Raw genomic sequence first — 17,136 nt, 5'->3', positions numbered from 1 at the left:
TCAGTGTAGTCGATATATTTTCAGGTAAAGGCCCGTCCTTCGCCGGCTTCCTCGTACGTCACTCCATCGCGGATGTTATAGATTCGCTTGAAGGTCGGGATAATCTTTTCATCGTGTGTGACAACGATAATCGCGGTTTCGAACTTGCGGGCCATGTTGTTCAGTATCCGAATTACTGCCAGAGCGCGTTCGCTGTCGAGAGGGGCTGTCGGCTCATCGGCGAGGATCACCGGCGGATGATTGACCAGGCCCCTGGCAATAGCCACCCGCTGCTGCTCTCCGCCGGAGAGCTGGGAGGGCATCGCGCGCGCGCGATGCTCCACGTCGAGTGCCTTGAACAGCTCGATTGCGCGACTGCGCGCCTCGGCGTTGGGCTTGCCGGCGAGCATCGGCAGCAGGGCGACGTTGTCGGTCACGTCGAGAAAGGGGATGAGGTAGGGCGCCTGAAATATAAAGCCGATTCTGTCGCGACGGAGTGCCCGGAGATCGTTTACCTTCCAGCCGTCCTCATAAATTATCTCATCGCCAAGAATCATCCGCCCGGCGGTCGGCTCGATCACCGCTCCGAGGCATTTGAGCAAGGTCGTCTTGCCGGACCCGGAAGGGCCGATCAGGCCGACCACCTCACCCGGGGATACCTGCATATTCACGTTCGTCAGGGCATCGACGGCGGTATCTCCACTGCCATAGCGTTTCTTTAATCCTTCGATACGAATACCTTTGCCTGTCATGTCAGCCTCCAATGGCTTCGGCCGGATCGACCTTCATGGCGGCGCGGATGGCGATAATGCTCGATATCATGCAGATCATTACCACCACGCCGAACCCGATAACCGAGTCCAGCGGCTCAAGCAGCACATATTTGGGGAAAATTGGCGCCATGACCAGGGTCGCCGTGATCTTGCCCACTACAAAACCGATTACCCCGAGAGCAATGGACTGCTGCATAATCAAACCGACTATGGTGCGATTTTTGGTTCCGATCAGCTTCAGAACCGCGATCTCCCGGATTTTTCCCAGCGTCAGGGTGTAGATGATAAAAGCAACAATTGCTGCACTGACAATCGACAGGATCACCAGGAACATTCCGATCTGTTTTGCCGAGGTGGCGATCAGCTTGCCGATCAGAATCTTCTCCATCTGTGCGCGGGTAAACACGGTCAAGCGCTTCCAGCGACGGATAGTGTCGGCCACTTTATCCGCATCCTGACCTGCTTCAACCTGCACCAGAACGGCATTGACATATTGGTTGGTGCTTTGCGAAGCGATGATCGCATCGAGCAGTCCCGGCATCTGCGGTTGGTTGAAAGCGGGGTTTTCCGCGGTGCGGCGGCGTTGCTGCCGGATGGCGTCGTTGTCTTTTAGAAACTGCTCCTGCTGGGCGTCCTTGAGCGGAATAAACACCATCGGATCGCCGCCGGAAGAGACCATGCGCCGGGTCAAGCCGACCACGGTGTACAGGTTGCGGCGAATTCGGATGCGGTCGTTGAGCTTGAATCCGGTGGCGATGTCGGCCACGGCCTCATAATGATCGCGGGTGATCTGCCGGCCGGCGACGAGATAGGGCGGCCAGCCGGGGGTGCCGGGGTCGCCTGTTGCGATGCCGGTGACCATTGCCCTGACGTCCTGATCTTCCTTGTGCACCTGCATGGTGAAATAGGTGACACTGGCCGCTCTCGCGACCCCCGGCATGCTGCGGATACCTCGCCAGGCATTATCGTAAATATTTGAGGATTCGGCATAAGGTCCGAGGGTGTCCTGCTGCACCACCCAGAGGTCGGCGCCACTGTTATCGAGCAATGCCTTGCCGTCATCCACCAGGCCACGGTATATTCCGGCCATGGACAAGGTCACCCCGATCAACAGCCCAAGCCCCATTCCGGTAAAGATAAACTTGCCCAGAGAGTGCATAATGTCGCGGCCAGCCAGACTGATCATAGCTTTACTCCCTGCAGATGATCGACCACCTGAATACGGCTCCGTGGATTCAGGATTCTGGCACTGTAGACCACTATCTGGTCGTCGACCTTGAGACCGTCACGTATCTGCACATGGCCATCTAAATCGCGGGCACCCAGGGTCACCGGGGTAAAGCGGATACTGCCATCGATGATCTGCCAGACACCTAACTGGCCATGGATTCGGAGTATCGAAGCGTTAGGAATGACCGGTCCTGCCGACAGTGGCGGCAGGGCGAGGGTTACCTCGGCGAGTTCGCCGACGGCAGGCAGCGGTTCAGGGAGGTGGTCGAATACCACCTTGGCAAGCGTTTCCTCGGTCACTGCATCGGCCACCGGCTCCACCCGCAAGACCTTACCCGCCTGGGTATTGACTTGCTGGGAACGCAGGACGATTTTGGCCGGCAAATCGGCGGTGAGTCCATGGGCATGAAGCTGGTCAAAACGCACGTTGACCCACAGGCTTTTTGCATCAATCAGCTCGACCACCGCCTGGCCGGCAACAATCGTCGTGCCGGGATCGGCATTGCGTGCGGTGACCAGGCCATCGGCCGGGGCGACCAGAAGGAGGCTTTTGCGTTGTTCTTGCAATGCTTCCCCGTCGGCGCGGATGCGGGCGAAATCCTTACCGGCGGCACGCAGGTTCGCCTCGGCTATCTGTTGTTCATGCCTTTTCGTAACGAGGATCTCTTCACTTGTGACCCGCGCCGTCAGTAAGTTCTGATAGCGCCGCGCCTGGGTTTGGGCATAGACCTTACTTGCCTGCGCTTCGCTTACCTGCGCTTCGGCCCGCTGCAAAGCGGCGGTCTGGGCGAGGATTCGCTTGTCAAGGTCTATCGGGTCCATCCCGCCAAGCACCTGCCCGGCCCTGACCCGGTCTCCCACCTGTATATTCAGGCTTTGCAGCCGGCCCGCAAAGGTGGGGCCAATCTTATAGGTGTATCTGGCCTCGACGGTACCGATTCCAAAGAGCGCAGGGGAGATGGATCGATTCTCCACCCTGGCAACTGTGACAGGCACGGGGGCCAGTGGTCCGGAACGCAGGGCCACGTAGATAAAGAGGGCAAGCAGGGGCAAAAGTACTGCCAGCATAACGAGGGTTCTCTTTTGGAGTGGTAATTTTTTCATTGTGCCCTCCGTATGCCGCGATGGTAGAGAGCAAACACCCGCGGCGCATCATGCAGGATACGGTCAACATCTCCGGCCAGAAGCGATTGCATAACCAATCCCTGAATCGTGCCGATGAACAAAATGGCGGCCGCCTCCGTGTCGAGGTTGGGGGCAAAGTCTTTGTCTGCTTTGCCTTTTTCGATCAGCCGATGCAGTCGTTCGCGGTAGCCTCTGATGAAAGTCTGCACCACTTCCTTGGAGGGGGTCAGGTCAGCTGATTGCAATTCGCCAAACAGCAGCCGGGGAACGCCAGGATGCTTGGCCACAAAATCCATGTGCGTCATAAACATGGCGCGTAGCGCGGCGAGTGGGGATGCCGCTTCCTGTATAGCTTCATCCAGCTTTGCCAGCAGACGTTCGGTTACCCAGTCCATGACCGCCTGCAGGATTGCCGCCTTGTTGGGAAAGTGGCGAAACAGGGCACCCTGGGTCAGTCCCATCCGCTTGGCCATTGCAGCTGTGGTGATGCCATTCGGGTTCTGTTCCGCAGCTAATGCAAGAACGGCCTCGACAATCATCGCCCGGCGTTCCTCGGCCGGAAGATACTTTACAGCGCTGTGCATGTTGTCTCCTATAAAGATAGTAATCAATTACTATCTTTATAGTACGGCACTTCTCGCTTTTGTCAATGGACCGTTTTTCAAAAAACTTTCATTTGTGGCCAGTGGCGATTATTTTGCTCGTAAGTACTGATTAGGCCAGGATATATCAACGTTTAACGCATGCGCTGCATGAAGCGGCCAGTAAGGATCGCGAAGCATTTGCCGCGCGAGGAATACGACATCGGCCTGGCCATTGGCCACTATTTGCTCGGCCTGAGCCGGGTCTGTAATAAATCCCACTGCTCCGGTGGCAATTTCGGTCTCGGCACGTATCCTGGCCGCAAAAGGGACCTGGTAACCCGCACCAAAAGGGATGGGCTCTCCGGGTACGGCAAATCCCGATGAACAATCGATAAGATCGACCCCGCATTCTTTGAGTCTTGTGGCCAGAATTATTGACTGTTCCATATCCCAACCCCCGGGAACCCAGTCTGTTGAGGTAATCCGAACAAATATCGGAAATTCCTCCGGCCATTCCTCCCTTACGGTCTGGGTCACTCTCAGGGGGAACCGAAGCCTGTTCTCCAGACTGCCGCCATACTCGTCCTTGCGCTGATTTACCAGTGGAGACAGAAATTCATGGAGGAGGTAACCGTGTGCCATGTGCAGTTCCACCACCTTGAAACCGGCAGCATACGCCCTGCGCGTCGCCGCACGAAAATCTGCCTCAATCTTGTCCATCTGCTCTGTTGTCAAGGCGGACGGAAGCGAGTGGTCTGTGTCGAAGGGCAGGGCGCTTGGCGCGAGCGTTTGCCAACCCCCATTTTCCGCGTCCAGGGGAGCGCCACCCAGCCATGGAACCTGGCAGGATGCTTTCCGGCCGGCATGAGCGAGCTGAATTCCCGGCACCGCCCCCTGCTCGGTTATGAAACGGGCAATCGGGGCTAAGGCTTCAACATGGGCTTCACTCCATATGCCGCTGTCGTACGGGCTGATCCGGCCCTCAGGGCTGACCGCGGTCGCTTCAACCATGACCAGACCGGCGCCACCGACGGCGCGACTGCCAAGGTGGACAAGGTGCCAGGAATTAGCCAGTCCATCCTGACTGGAATATTGGCACATGGGCGAGACGAATATTCGATTGCGAAAAGTAATGGATCGCAGTTCAAGAGATGAAAAAAGCTTACGCATGAGCTCCCTCCGTTTGATATTAATTTTGTCGGCGGACGTGAAGAAAAAGATGAGCCCAGTCATTTTCTACCAGAAAAGCGCATGGCCAGAGTGACGTCTCTCTGATGAGAGGCTCCGGGCCATTAGGGGGTGATTTCCTTCCAAGGTAGCAAAAGAACCAGGTTGTAATCTGGCAACTATGTATCTTAGCAAGAGTTTAGCAAGACCGACCGGCAGTATTTGGGAATATTTAGTTTGGCCCATCGAGGTATGGACCGGAGGGGTGACTTGCGCTTCCGTCCGTTAAACCATGTGGTAAGAACCGTCCGTCTCGTTGAGCGGGACAGACGGTTCTCTCCCGCGAGAAACTACGCCCTGGCGGGTCTGAGGTCACGCTTTAGAAATGATAATACCCCGGCCAGTACTATGGGGAAGACCCCGCCGAGAAGAAAAACGAGATCGCCCACAATTCGAATCCATTCGACGGTATGGAACGTGCCGGTCATGATGAAAGAGAAACTCCTGGCATGCCAGTAGCCGTTGGTGAGGACGTCCCAGAGCTGGAGAACACCGGCAGGGAAAAGATCAAGCACCACCATCAAGGCAAGACCGATGTTCAGTCCCCAATAGCCAAGCTTGACGAATTTCTCGGTTTTGGCCCAGGCTGCATCGCTTTGCATTGATCGCATGCAGAAGACCAGCACCCCGAGGGCCAGCATGCCGAATACTCCGAACATGGCCGCATGACCATGATTTGCCGTAAGTGTTGTTCCCATCTCAAAATAAGATACGATGGGGGTATTGATCAGGAAGCCGAAAATGCCGGCCCCGACGAAGTTCCAGACACCTACGGCGATGAAGAAGTAAATGGCCCATTTCTGTTTGGAGGCCATGTCCGTGCCGTCGGCCAGTTTATTTCGTTTGCGAAGCTTTATGAATCCTGACGCATCCAGCGTGAGCAGGGTGAGAGGCACGACTTCAAGAGCTGAGAAACACGAGGCAAGGCCCATGTTTAATACTCCCTGACCGGTGAAATACCAATGGTGCCCGGTGCCGACAATTCCGCCAATGAGAAAGAGAATGGCGTCCAGGTAGACAAGTCGGGTCGCGGAGCGGGCACTGACGATACCCATATAGCGGAACATGATGGCGACGAGTACCGTGGCGAAAAGCTCAAAGAACCCTTCGACCCAGAGATGGATGATCCAGAAGCGCCAGTTATCGATGACGGCAAAGTTACTGTGCGGCCCATAGAAAAGGGCGGGAACGTAGAACAGAGGGATGGCCGCTGCGGCATAGAGAAAAAGCGCAGAAAGGTCGGATTTGCCCTCCTTGGCAATGGCCGGGCGAAGAGCTCTGAACATGAGAAAGAGCCAGAAGATCAGAGCCGCGGCAAGGAGAAGTTGCCAGAAACGCCCCAGATCAAGATACTCGGACCCTTGGCTGCCCAGCCAGAACCACAGCGGGCCCAGTTTGTCATTGATCCCCAGGAACTCGCCCCCCAGGCTGCCGAGTACCACTACGAGGAGGCCGACAAAGAGCACATTGACCCCGAGTCTCTGCCCTTTGGGCTCCTGGCCGCCAACCCATGGGGCGAGGAACAGCCCGCCTGCAACCCACGCAGTGGCGATCCAGAATATTACCAGTTGCAGATGAAAGGTGCGCAGCAGATTATAGGGGAACAAATTGAGGATAAAATGCAGACCGTAGAAGCCGTACGGTTCCACCCGGTAATGGGCAAGACCGCCGCCGACCAGGGTCTGCAGCAAAAATAAAAGAGCCACGATAAGAAAGTACTTGCCCGTCCCCCATTGACTGGGGGTGAGGGTCCACGACCGAGGCGGTGACGGCAGCAGTTTGAAATCGTCCTTTTCACCCTCCCAGCCCAGAAAATGAAACTTGCCAAAGAAGAGCAACACCAGGCCGAGCCCGCCCAGCAGCGTGACAAGGCTGAGGGCACTCCAGATATAGGCCTCGCTGGAAGGATGATTGCCGACGAGCGGCTCGTACGGCCAGTTATTGGTGTAGGTGTAGTTCTTATTGGGGCGGTTGGTTACGGTCGCCCAGGTCGCCCAGGCAAAGTAGGCGGTTAAATCTCTTAATTCTTCCGGATTTTTTATATAGTCAGCCGGAAGCCCCGGCGCACTGTTCGGCTTGGTGAAGAAATCCTTCCAGTAAGCAAGGAGCTCCTGATAGGCGGTTATCTCCCCGGGAAAGAACGTCAGCTGGCCGCTGGCAGCATCGTAGCGGTTTGTCTTGAGTTCCGTTTGCAGTTCCTGTGCTACGAACGCCTTTTGTTCCGCAGTGATATTGTTATAAGAATTGCCGAATTTATTTTTCGCTATAACATCTTGTACTATCAAAGCTTCCCGGTGCAGATAGTCGGCGGTGTAATCCGGCCCCAGATAGGCGCCGTGTCCCCATAGACTGCCGTGCTCCATGAGGGCGTATTTTAAAAATACATCCTGGCCGGCTTCAATGTTCTGTTTGGTAAACAGGACTTCGCCGTTTTCAGCTACCACCTTCTGGGGAATGGGGGGCGCGTTGGAATAGGTGAGTACGGTCAGCATACTGAGGGTGGCGAATCCGAAAATCATGACGATGATCGTCGCATGCCGCCACCAGTGAGATAAAGTGCTTTTCTGAGGGGTCTGTGTCATGTGAATTCCTCCTTGAGCAATCGACGACAACAGCTTATCTTCCTGCCAATTTTCCGGAAATCGGCTTCTGTAGCCTTCCCCGTGTGGCAGGGCCCAACATTTTTGGCTTTTCGCTGGCGATCATATCAATTTCTGGTGAGAAATTGTGTTGTTATGTGCACTTCATGGCCTACGTTTCAGCACAGTCTCGAAATTGGCAAAGACCTGCTCCGTTCGGAAATGTACGGCGACCCTCGCAGCGAGGTTTTTTCCTATCGCCACTGGTTTGCTGAGATGCCGTCGTTTCATCAATAGTTAACACCATTTGTTTCGTAAGATAATTGACTTAAGTCATTTTATCCGACTCATTTTGGCCGATCGGTTCGAAGAGAGCGTGTGTCGGCTTTCGGCTGGTTTCGCCGGGAATGCGACGGAACAAGGAGAGCGGTTGCGGCTGTTATGACGGCAGAAAGGTTTTTTCTGTTGCGATTGCTGCCGGATTTGCGGTAGGAAGATGTCATCTGCCGTCCATCGACGTCACAATGCGTTTATCGGAAAAGGCTACCCGGAAGACATAAGCTGCGAGATACGTAAGCAAGGCCTCGGCATCGCCGACCGACTGACAGTTGACATTCCCGCTGACCTGCCGGACCTTGCAATCAGTGAGAGCCAGCATGTCGTTTTTTAATATTTTGTCCTGAAAGTGGATGTACCATGCAATTAGACCAAATAATTACAACTCTTCAGTTAGCGATTGGCCCGGTTATCGTGATATCAGGCGCTGGTCTGGTACTGTTGTCAATCACCAATCGCTTTGGCCGTGTCATCGATCGATCCAGAAGTTTGGCCGAATTAAAACACACCATTACAAGCAGCAACACCCATAGCGTTAAAGATCAACTTATGATTTTGATGCGGAGGGCGAGATTGCTCCGGATGGCGATTGCCTTTGCCTCGCTAAGCATACTTCTTGCTGCTTTCCTGGTCATTTCCTTGTTTTTAATTGAACTGGCAAATCTGGAGGCCGCATCCCTGATCATTGGTCTATTCATCTGCTGCATGGGCTCATTGATTGTCAGCCTGCTTTTTTTCATTGCAGATGTGAATGTGTCACTCTCCGCCCTCAAACTTGAAATGGGAGGCGACCCCGGGGATTGATTGCACAACACCCAGCACCATCCCCTACGCGGAGAGGTCTGTTTTTCAGAGCATCGCCGTCCCATGGTCCACGCCACAGCAGAGGTTGCGAAAGGTGCAGGAGGTTGTGGGTTCCTGAGGTGCCGAGGAAGGTCTTTCCCTTCGGGTTCTGCTTGATCCATTGAAAGAACCGCTGAAAAAAGAGTCGATTATAAAGTTGACCCGGCGGTTGTTCATTCAGCTGCGGTGTTCTTATGAGACAGCGGTCTTATCGCATGGAAAAATGGGGCAGGTTGTTCCCATTAGAACAACTTACTGCCAATTTTAGCATTCACTGCAGGTGAAACAAATGTGGCCTCACCGCTTTCCGCCTTCGGGTATTGCACACCCAGAATCAACACCTCTGAGGTGACAGGCCCCATTGGTCTTGGATCAAAATTTAAAACACCGAGTACCAGCCTGTCCTTTACTTCCTCGACGGGGTGGCAGGTAAAACGACCGTAACTTATCCGCTTTCCATATCTGCCGAAATCCACAACCATTCGGTATGTCTGCTTATTCGTTCTGGTTTCCAGTTCAACCTCAATGACTCTCCCAACTCGGATATCGAGCATTGCAAAGGAGCTATCATAAGAAACAACAGGTTTTATCTCACTTGCCATTTTTCTTTCCTTATCTCTTGAATATTGATATCTGATTGCCCATCCAACTCACCCTGGTTCAGTAGCTGAACATTAGGGGCAATCAGATATTAAAATGAAAGCCGTTGAGCAGTTCATTTTTGTGCTCTGAGCTTCATTTTTACTGGGTTTATGTGGGAACAAGGCACGACGGTAAGGCACTTGCCGCATACATCCGCATACCCGACGGATTTGTGTTCCTCGACGTTTTTAAGTAATTGGTCGTAACACCTGAACCGATCAAAGGAATCTACGAAAAGCGCTTCGTTGACGCATTTGCGGACGCATTTTTTGCAACTGCCGTCATATTTGTAGAGGCAGTTTTCTCCTTCTGGTCGCGCATCCGGTTCCATCACCGCGGAGGTGATCAAGCTTCCGAGTCTGCCGCAGCATCCTCTGTCGGTAATCAGCATATTATTGAGTCCAAATCGCCCGAGTCCAGCGATAAAGGCCACATGGCGGTGAGACCAGTTGCTGATCAATTTGTCTTCAATCCAGTTGTGCGTCGCGGGAATGGTGACGACTTCTTCACCTGCACCGGCAAATACCTCTGTCAGATGAAGACTGAGCTGTTTAATCAGTTCATTGGTTTCGATATAACCGACCGCCCATTCAGGAGAACTCAGGCGCTCTTTGATATTCGTGGCAGTGACAGACTTCGGAAAAGGCAGGAAAAAAGAAACGACAGTCCCGGCATGCTGCAACAGATCTTGTGGAACCGCGTGGGTAGGACTTACCGCTGTTTTTAGCTGGGCAAAAAGTGGATCAGTCGCTTCTGCGAACCCGACAAGCGGAACGCCCCACCTGGTCGTTATGTCCTTTTTCTTTTGATATTCGGCAACGAAATCGACGATCGCTTGGGTTGTTCTGTTCTTCATAGCTGTTCCTTTGCTCTTCTGAAAAGTTCTGCATGCGGTATTCACCTGTAAATGCAGGAGAGGCGTTGTCCTGTCTTTGATTGTTGACGGATATTCCGCCTGATATGTGCAGCCCATTTTTTCATAAAACCCTCTGGCGTTTGGATCTGCTAAAATTTTCACCTCGCCGATGCCCCTGGCGATGCACCTCTGTTGCAGGTGATCGAACAGCATTGTGCCTATGCCGTGGCCAATGTGCTCCGGTTCAATAAACATATGTTCCAGCCAGAATCCTTTCTCGATGGTGATCGCTGATAGCTTAATATCATTTGTAAGTTCAACAATTGAATAATATCCAAGGATAGTACTCTTTTTTTCAAAGACAAACACGTCGTTGCTCAGGATGTAATCAGCAGTGATCGTCAGCTCATTTTCCCATATTTCAAAATATTTCCTGGGATAGTTCCAGTGTTTTTTGGCAGCGAAAGAAATTTCAGTAAGTACTGCTGATTCATGGCTCTTGGCAGATCTAATCATAGGATTTGTTCCATCGGGCATTGGTCCGCCTGTAATCTGGCCCACGCATGGGGCGGGGAGAAAAGAAGGAAATGGCGTGTACAAAACGGCGATACAAATATACTATTGCTATGCCGTAAGGTCCAGACTAGGATTAGTGTCTTACAGATTGTTTTCTGCAAGAAAAAAATACCGCACCAGTCATCTCAGCATTACGGAGTGAGAGAACAATGTCGTTGCCTCCACCCAAAATATTTGCCGTAGGGGATATCCACGGCTGCCACAGTAAACTTGTCCGTCTGTTGGATCGCCTTCCTCTTGACAAAGAGGTCGATACGCTCGTTTTTGTCGGCGATTATATCAACCGGGGGCCGGATTCCCGCAAGGTTCTGGATACTCTGCTTCAGGTGCAGGCAAGCTACGCCCACCCGGTTTTTCTGAAAGGCAACCATGAACAGATGCTGCTGGAGTATGCAGCGACGGGGGATGTGGAAACCCTGCGTATCCTGCGCACGATGGGGGTGGAGTCAACGGTTGCAAGTTACGGTGCAACTGTTCGTCAGTTGCGGGATCTGGCGTTTTTCCCGCCTGAACATCGGAATTTTTTAGAGAATCTGCAGTTTTCTTATATTTCCGGCAACTATCTTTTTACCCATGCCGATATCAACGAGGAGATGATCAGCCTGGGCAGAGCCGCAGAGAGTTTCTCGCCCGCCGAACAGCAGACTGAGGCAGGCCTTCTGTCCAGTCGCCGATTGAGCCGGGGGCACAGTGCCATGGCCGAAAACTTTGCGGGATATATTGTCGTCTTTGGACACTCGCCCTTTGAAACTCCGCTGGTCCTCCACGATCGCATCTGTATCGATACCGGAGCGGTGTACGGCAATGTCCTGACCGCCGTGGCACTCCCCGAGCTGCGTTTTTATCACGCTTGATTCTCTAGCTGTCATCCTCAGCTTCCAGAACATTTCTTGAATCATAGCGTCCGGCGAGAAATGCCTCGGCCAGCTTCAGGGGGGTGCTGCTGTCGGTCATTACGCCATCGAGAAATCTGCTGAAGCCCATCAGTCTGCCCAGCATGATCAGCCGTTCATAGACAACCTCTTTTGACGCACCGACCAGTGAGGCGGTGATCAGGTCATCGGCCACCGTTGTGTAAAAGGCATTTTTTTCCAGGACATGGCGAAGAAATATCGCCCGCCGGCGTCCGCGCTGGAATCCCGCTCCACCCCCTTTAAAGCGAAAGCGGATATAGTTGGCGTGGGAATCTCTGCCGCAGATTGCATCGAGCATGGCAAAGTGGAATTCGACCCTGGCATTGAGGTTCAGGTAGTCGCGGGCGGCCAGGGCGTAATTGTAGGAGCCCGCCGGCCGTGCTGTCCGGGCATCGAGCAGAGTTCTGGAGAAGATATCGGAGAGGGCGTCAAGGTCGGGCCCGGAATGCCAGCTGAGACCGGGAGTCAGGAGTCCTTCACAGAAGGCTTGCAGTGGAATGGACAGGATATCGTCTTTGCCGAGCGGCTTATGTACAGCCAGTCGCCTGCGTAGGGATTTGCTGGTATCCTGGCGAATGCCGCCGCCGACATCGATGACCAGGAAATCAAAGGGCACGCCGATCTCCAGCGGACGCAACAGCCCGCCCGCCTCTTCCATGATCAGATCACCGACATTGAACATTGCCAGTACGGCCATTTCGTGGGTATATCTGACGATATCGTGTATCGACTTGCATTCCTGCAGCGAAAATGTCGGTCCGTAGGCGTCGGTCAGGTTGAGCGGTACCACCATCTCCCGTAATTTCTGTCGCTGCGGTGATATGGTATTCTGCTCTGCCGGTTTATGCTGTGTTCTGTCAGGCGGCGTCTGTTTTTCCTGCTGTTGCCGCTGTCTGTGCGCCATGGCGGCGGCAGTCTGCACTGATTCCGGTGCCTCGACCACTACCCCCTGGTCCGCATCGAGCATGATCCACTGCGCCTCCTGCAGGATTGACAGGGCGCTGTCTGCACCGGTGAGCATTGGAATGCCGTATTCTCTGGCAATACAGGACAGATGGTCGGTTGGATTGCCGACCTCGATAATGACGCCGACACAATTGCCGACAAAACGGGCTGCTTCGACGATGCTCTGCGGGAGCACCAGAACGGATGGTCCCGCCTGACTTGCTCCGGCGCGCGCAAATCCAAAATGCAGCAGCTCTGCCGCCGAATGGACACGCCGTACCCGGCCAACCGTCTTCCCGGAGGAAGCGCACGTCCCGGAAACCAGAGGTGCCGTCACCGCAGGCAGGCGAAGCCGTCGTCCCTTGCTTGCCGACAGATGCAGCGGGCGGGCCTGCAGGATCATCACTTCGCCATTTTTGCCGGTATTCCCGCTGTCCTTGCAATAGGCCCATTCAACATCTTGCGGCACTCCGGTCAGGCTCTCGATGGTCTCCCCGAAAAGCACTAGCTCGGCCAGAGTTTCAGCGGGCAGCAGAGGCAGGGACGCCTCCTCAGCCGGGACCTCTTCCCGCCGGATTCCTCCGCCGGCCGTAGCCACTTCCCGCACAGTTTTATTGGCTATCTGGGCCCCGTCCATGAGTTGCGCGGCGAGCTCTTTGTCCATGGCAACGCGACCTGCACTATTTGTCAGTGTAGTCTTTGGCGACGAAGCAGCGTCTCCGGTCTGCCAGGTACGCTTCGGATGATACAGATCGACCGGAGCTGAGCCGTCAACGGCCATGGTTCCCAGTCCCGGCACCGCACTGATCAGCATTCTGCCGCTCTCCGGCTGTGACGGGTCAAGGGTCAGCATAACCCCGGCACAGTGCGGGTGGACCATCACCTGGCACAGAACAGCCAGATCAAAATCCACCGGAGAGAGACCGACATTCAGCCGGTAAGAGATAGCCCGGGCACTGAAACCGCTGGCGATAACCTCCCGATATGCGGCAACGAGAGCCTCGCAGCCGATGACATTGAGCAGGGAGGTAAACTGGCCGGCGAACGAGTGATCGGTTCCGTCTTCCGATACGCCGCTGCTGCGCACAGACACCGCCGGCGGGCCGGTTTGTCCGCCGGCCAGATTTTGTGTCCGGGTGAGCCTCTGATAGCTTTCTTCCATGGCCCGGTTAAGTTCTTCGGGCAGAGGCGCGTGCAGGATCATCTCTCTTATTTCTGCTGCGGCAAGAGATATATCTTTATCGTTATGCTCGACGTCATGAAGCAGCTGACGAATGGAGCCGGCCAGCTTGCCGACATTGAGAAATCGCTTGCAGGCCTCGGTCGTGCAGACAAAGCCGTTGGGAACAGGCAGAGCCATGTTCCGCAGGCGGGCAAGGTTAGCGGCTTTTGCGCCTGCCTGCGGAAAGGCATCCGGGTCCAAATCGTCAAGGTGTACACAATATGTCTGTCCCGCGGGAGAGTCAGCCAGGCATTCCACCATTTTTGTAACGTCGGCTGCCATCCGGCCGTGTATGGCATAGAGTCCGGTATGGCTATCTGCCGACAAGAGGTTCAATCCGTCAACCAGTTCGCCGGTGACCACCAGCAGTTCCTCGATTGAGCTCCGGATATGTCTTTCTTCGCCCCGAATAAGCTGCCCATCTATACTGACAATCAGCTCAAGTGCGTGGCCGTTGTTTTCCAGGTAAATCCGGAAGGTGTGATATCGTGCTTTCAGGTCTTCAAGGGCATTTTTTTCGCGCTGGCGCTTACGCTCTGTGAAATATTGCATCAAGGACTGGAGTATGGTCATATTATTTTCTTACCGGCACTGAGTCGGCTTCGTCAGTATTCTCGTGGGGTGCAGTTTTTGGCGCACGCTGCGTGAAGGAGCTTGAAATATCGCGATCGAAATGGCCGAGAAAAGAGGTGGCAAAAGCGTTGAAAAGAGCTCTGGTGTCGGCATCAGTGGCAAGACTTGTATCCCGTTGTTTGGAGAATGCCGTTAACGCACCCAGGATGAACAGTGCCGAACGCAGCAGGCCTGCTTCCACTAATTTCAGTCGGCCGATGACCAGATCACCGTTCACCGTCACCTTAAAGTCCATCGCTTCAAGGACATCTTTAATAAAGGTTGCCCGGCGGGCCCGACGTTCCGGGTCGGCAAGCCCGCCGGCAAAACGGAAGTAGACATAATTGCGCTGCTCGTCACTGCCCAGGTTGGCATCGATGACGCTGAAATGGTAGCCCAGCCGAAGGCTGAGGTTCATGTAGTCACTACTTATAATAGCCAGGTTTTCCCCGAGAGTGTCGGCCGGGGCGGCCAGCATGTTCATGGTCCTTGGCATGCCGGAGATGATATCGCGAAAACCGAGGGAGGGGAGATTTGTGGTCCATGCCTGCGGCTGGAGCAGTCCGCCTAAAAAAATGCCAAAAGGTTCGGAACAGATATCGCTATAGACCGGTTGATTTGCAGCGTCCTTGATCATGCCGCCGCCGGTATCGAGAACCCGGATATCCATCGGCACATCGAGATGCATTCGCCTGGTGCGGATGGCCCCCAGTCCCGGCCGCCGTTCCTGGAAATGGGCCAGCTCATCAACTGCGCGCTCATGACAGAAATGAATGATATCATGAAAACTGCGGCAGCCACCGGGGGAAAAATCGGCAGCATCCGGGTCCACCAGATGCAGGGGCATGATGAAACGCAGGAGGCGACGCAGCACCCGGTATTCCGGATCGGTGGGCGAGAGTTCCATTCCCGCACTGCCATGGAGCAGCAGGGTATGGAGAATACCCTGATACACCGTGGTCTCCCCGGCATCCACCGTCACCTCTGTTCCCGGCGGCAGCAGGCGTAAGACATTGGGCACGGCGAAGACGGCTGGAAGCCGCAATTCCCTGGCAACGGTGGCCAGATGGCCGGCAGCGCTGCCGTATTCCGTCAAAATGGCTGCCGCCCGCTGCAGGATCGGGGTCAGCTGCGGGGAAGCAACCCGGGCGACAGCCACCGCCCCGGCCGGGAAATCGGCCGGATCCATATCTTCGGGGACATGGACAATACTTCCAGCAGCAACCCCCGCCTGCACCAGTTGCCCGCCTTCGCAGATAATTTGCGCACCTTCCTGTTCTCTGGCCAGCTCGTCGTCTGATATCTCTTTTCGTATCAGCTGCAGGGGAAACAGGCGCGTGATTCTGTACGTCTCAGTCGCAAGACATTCCCAGTGCAGGGCAATTGGAATTCCCAGCATCCGTTCGAGGGCCATGGCTGTTTCGGCCAGTGCTTTCAAGTCCTTGTTGGCCAGCAGTGCAGATCCCCGCCCGAAACCGCTGTCAATGACGGCATTGCTGGTGGCGAGGCGGCCGTCGGCAAATCGTCGTTTGGCAGGATGCGGTGCGATCACCGATTGGACAAGCTCAAAAGGATATGTTCGATGGAGCAGGTAGGTATCGGTGTTATTTTCCTCATCAGCAGGAGTAGCCGTAATCGACAGCACATCAAAAGAGTCGGCGAAGGCCGTTCGGCTCTGGACCGTCCCTCTGCCGGCCGCATCCGGGCAGCATCTGACGAATACTGCATATTGAATTATTGCCGGGCCTCCGGTTGCTTTCAAGCGGGTAAAAATAGTCTGGACAATACGTTCCACGCTGCGGACATACAGCTGGAGAACAGAATCTTCTCGCTCGTGTCGGGGTGTTGCGCTGTTGGCCTTGTCGTTTTCAGGCCGCAGGGCCCTTGTCTCCCCGGCAGAGGCAGGCTCTGCCGGATTCAGTGTCTCTTCGATAATTGTCAGCACCGAACGGTCCGCAGTCGGCATGACCGTAAATCTGCCTAGCTCGCGGGCCAGCTCTTCATCGTCATCGACCTGGGTGACAACGATAGCCAGTCTTCTGGTGGCACATTCCTGCAGCAGAATGTCAAGGTGGTCGGTCAGTCCGACCCGTACCATGCTGGCCGAGATGTGGACTGTGCCGGAGGCGTCGGCGGCAAGCTGGCCGGTCAACGCCCTGGTTCCCTCAGAGGTGATGACAAAACCATCCGGACCATGAATTCCGGGGTGATGGCGCAGTTCAGCCAGGCAGACAAGATCGATACCTACCAGGGGTTCCAGCTCCCAGCCGATGTCGCTCAGCGGGAGTACCGGCGGACAGGCCAGGGCGCGGGTATTGCCGGAGATGATATCGTCGAGAATGGTGCGGATTTCCTGGTAACGATCGTACAGAGGGATATAGGCGTTCCCGGTGAGCGCATTGAGATTGTAGGTTACGTGGTGGACATGGGAGGCGATGGTTCGGACAGTGTTTTCCAGAAAGGCTTTATCGTAGATATACTCGCCGCCGAGGGCTTGTTCCATCCGGGCCATATTGGCCAGGATGGCATTATTTAACGAGAGAATCCTGCGAAAATTATTAAAAAGAGACTGGAGGCGCCAGATATTGATCTCGGCAATATCCGAATGGCGGGTAGGTGCTCGTCCAAGAAGTCTGTGCCACCACATTTTTGCGCCTCCAGAATGTAATTATTAAAAAAAAGATGAGAAAATG

General features: G+C 54.6%; 13 protein-coding genes. 2 read left to right on the top strand and 11 right to left on the bottom strand.

Translation table 11 applies throughout. The features are described from left to right. Window positions 1-20 precede the first annotated feature (20 nt). The 7 genes from FCL47_RS03430 to FCL47_RS03400 form a co-directional block, all read right to left on the bottom strand. A complete protein-coding gene (locus FCL47_RS03430) occupies window positions 21-731 on the bottom strand; it encodes an ABC transporter ATP-binding protein (protein ID WP_136812036.1) in 711 nt (236 codons plus the stop codon). Window position 732: 1 nt separating this feature from the next. Beyond that, on the bottom strand, window positions 733-1,938 hold the full coding sequence (locus FCL47_RS03425; protein WP_136812035.1) for an ABC transporter permease: 1,206 nt from the start codon (window positions 1,936-1,938) through the stop codon (window positions 733-735). Then, entirely contained in the window at window positions 1,935-3,086 is a 1,152-nt protein-coding gene (locus FCL47_RS03420) for an efflux RND transporter periplasmic adaptor subunit (protein WP_136812034.1), read from the bottom strand. The genes FCL47_RS03425 and FCL47_RS03420 overlap by 4 nt, the downstream gene beginning before the upstream one ends. Then, window positions 3,083-3,691 carry a TetR/AcrR family transcriptional regulator gene (locus FCL47_RS03415; RefSeq protein WP_136812033.1) on the bottom strand — a complete coding sequence of 203 codons (609 nt, stop codon included), beginning with the start codon at window positions 3,689-3,691 and terminating at the stop codon, window positions 3,083-3,085. The genes FCL47_RS03420 and FCL47_RS03415 overlap by 4 nt, the downstream gene beginning before the upstream one ends. Before the next feature lie 108 nt (window positions 3,692-3,799). Further along, entirely contained in the window at window positions 3,800-4,861 is a 1,062-nt protein-coding gene (locus FCL47_RS03410; RefSeq protein ID WP_136812032.1) for an NADH:flavin oxidoreductase/NADH oxidase, read from the bottom strand. Window positions 4,862-5,208: 347 nt separating this feature from the next. Next, window positions 5,209-7,500 (bottom strand): nitric-oxide reductase large subunit, encoded by a 2,292-nt coding sequence (locus FCL47_RS03405; RefSeq protein WP_136812031.1) that lies wholly within the window; start codon window positions 7,498-7,500, stop codon window positions 5,209-5,211. A gap of 496 nt (window positions 7,501-7,996) precedes the next feature. Next, window positions 7,997-8,155: a transposase gene (locus FCL47_RS03400; RefSeq protein WP_136812030.1), complete on the bottom strand. Its 159-nt coding sequence runs from the start codon at window positions 8,153-8,155 to the stop codon at window positions 7,997-7,999. A gap of 38 nt (window positions 8,156-8,193) precedes the next feature. On the opposite strand from FCL47_RS03400, the gene FCL47_RS03395 reads away from it, so the two are divergent. Further along, window positions 8,194-8,637: a DUF2721 domain-containing protein gene (locus FCL47_RS03395; protein WP_136812029.1), complete on the top strand. Its 444-nt coding sequence runs from the start codon at window positions 8,194-8,196 to the stop codon at window positions 8,635-8,637. Window positions 8,638-8,918: 281 nt separating this feature from the next. On the opposite strand, the gene FCL47_RS03390 is transcribed toward FCL47_RS03395, so the two are convergent. Next, entirely contained in the window at window positions 8,919-9,278 is a 360-nt protein-coding gene (locus tag FCL47_RS03390) for a tRNA-binding protein (protein WP_136812028.1), read from the bottom strand. 113 nt (window positions 9,279-9,391) lie between these two features. After that, window positions 9,392-10,690 (bottom strand): GNAT family N-acetyltransferase, encoded by a 1,299-nt coding sequence (locus FCL47_RS24745; RefSeq protein ID WP_205747199.1) that lies wholly within the window; start codon window positions 10,688-10,690, stop codon window positions 9,392-9,394. Window positions 10,691-10,899: 209 nt separating this feature from the next. Between FCL47_RS24745 and FCL47_RS03375 the strand changes: the two genes are divergently transcribed. Then, complete coding sequence (locus FCL47_RS03375; protein WP_136812027.1) at window positions 10,900-11,604, top strand: metallophosphoesterase family protein; 705 nt, start codon at window positions 10,900-10,902, stop codon at window positions 11,602-11,604. A gap of 4 nt (window positions 11,605-11,608) precedes the next feature. Here the strand turns inward: FCL47_RS03375 and FCL47_RS03370 are convergent, their stop codons facing one another. Continuing rightward, window positions 11,609-14,404, bottom strand: a complete 2,796-nt coding sequence (locus FCL47_RS03370; RefSeq protein WP_136812026.1) for a PEP/pyruvate-binding domain-containing protein — start codon at window positions 14,402-14,404, stop codon at window positions 11,609-11,611. A 1-nt stretch (window position 14,405) separates the two neighbouring features. Continuing rightward, window positions 14,406-17,090, bottom strand: coding sequence for a PEP-utilizing enzyme (locus tag FCL47_RS03365; protein WP_136812025.1), 2,685 nt, complete (start codon window positions 17,088-17,090; stop codon window positions 14,406-14,408). Window positions 17,091-17,136: the final 46 nt, after the last annotated feature.

Origin of the sequence: Desulfopila sp. IMCC35006, from assembly GCF_005116645.1 — a bacterium.
Classification (GTDB): Bacteria; Desulfobacterota; Desulfobulbia; order Desulfobulbales; family Desulfocapsaceae; genus Desulforhopalus_A.
Note: the sequence above shows the minus strand (reverse complement) of the source record. Positions and strands in the feature narration are given on the sequence as shown.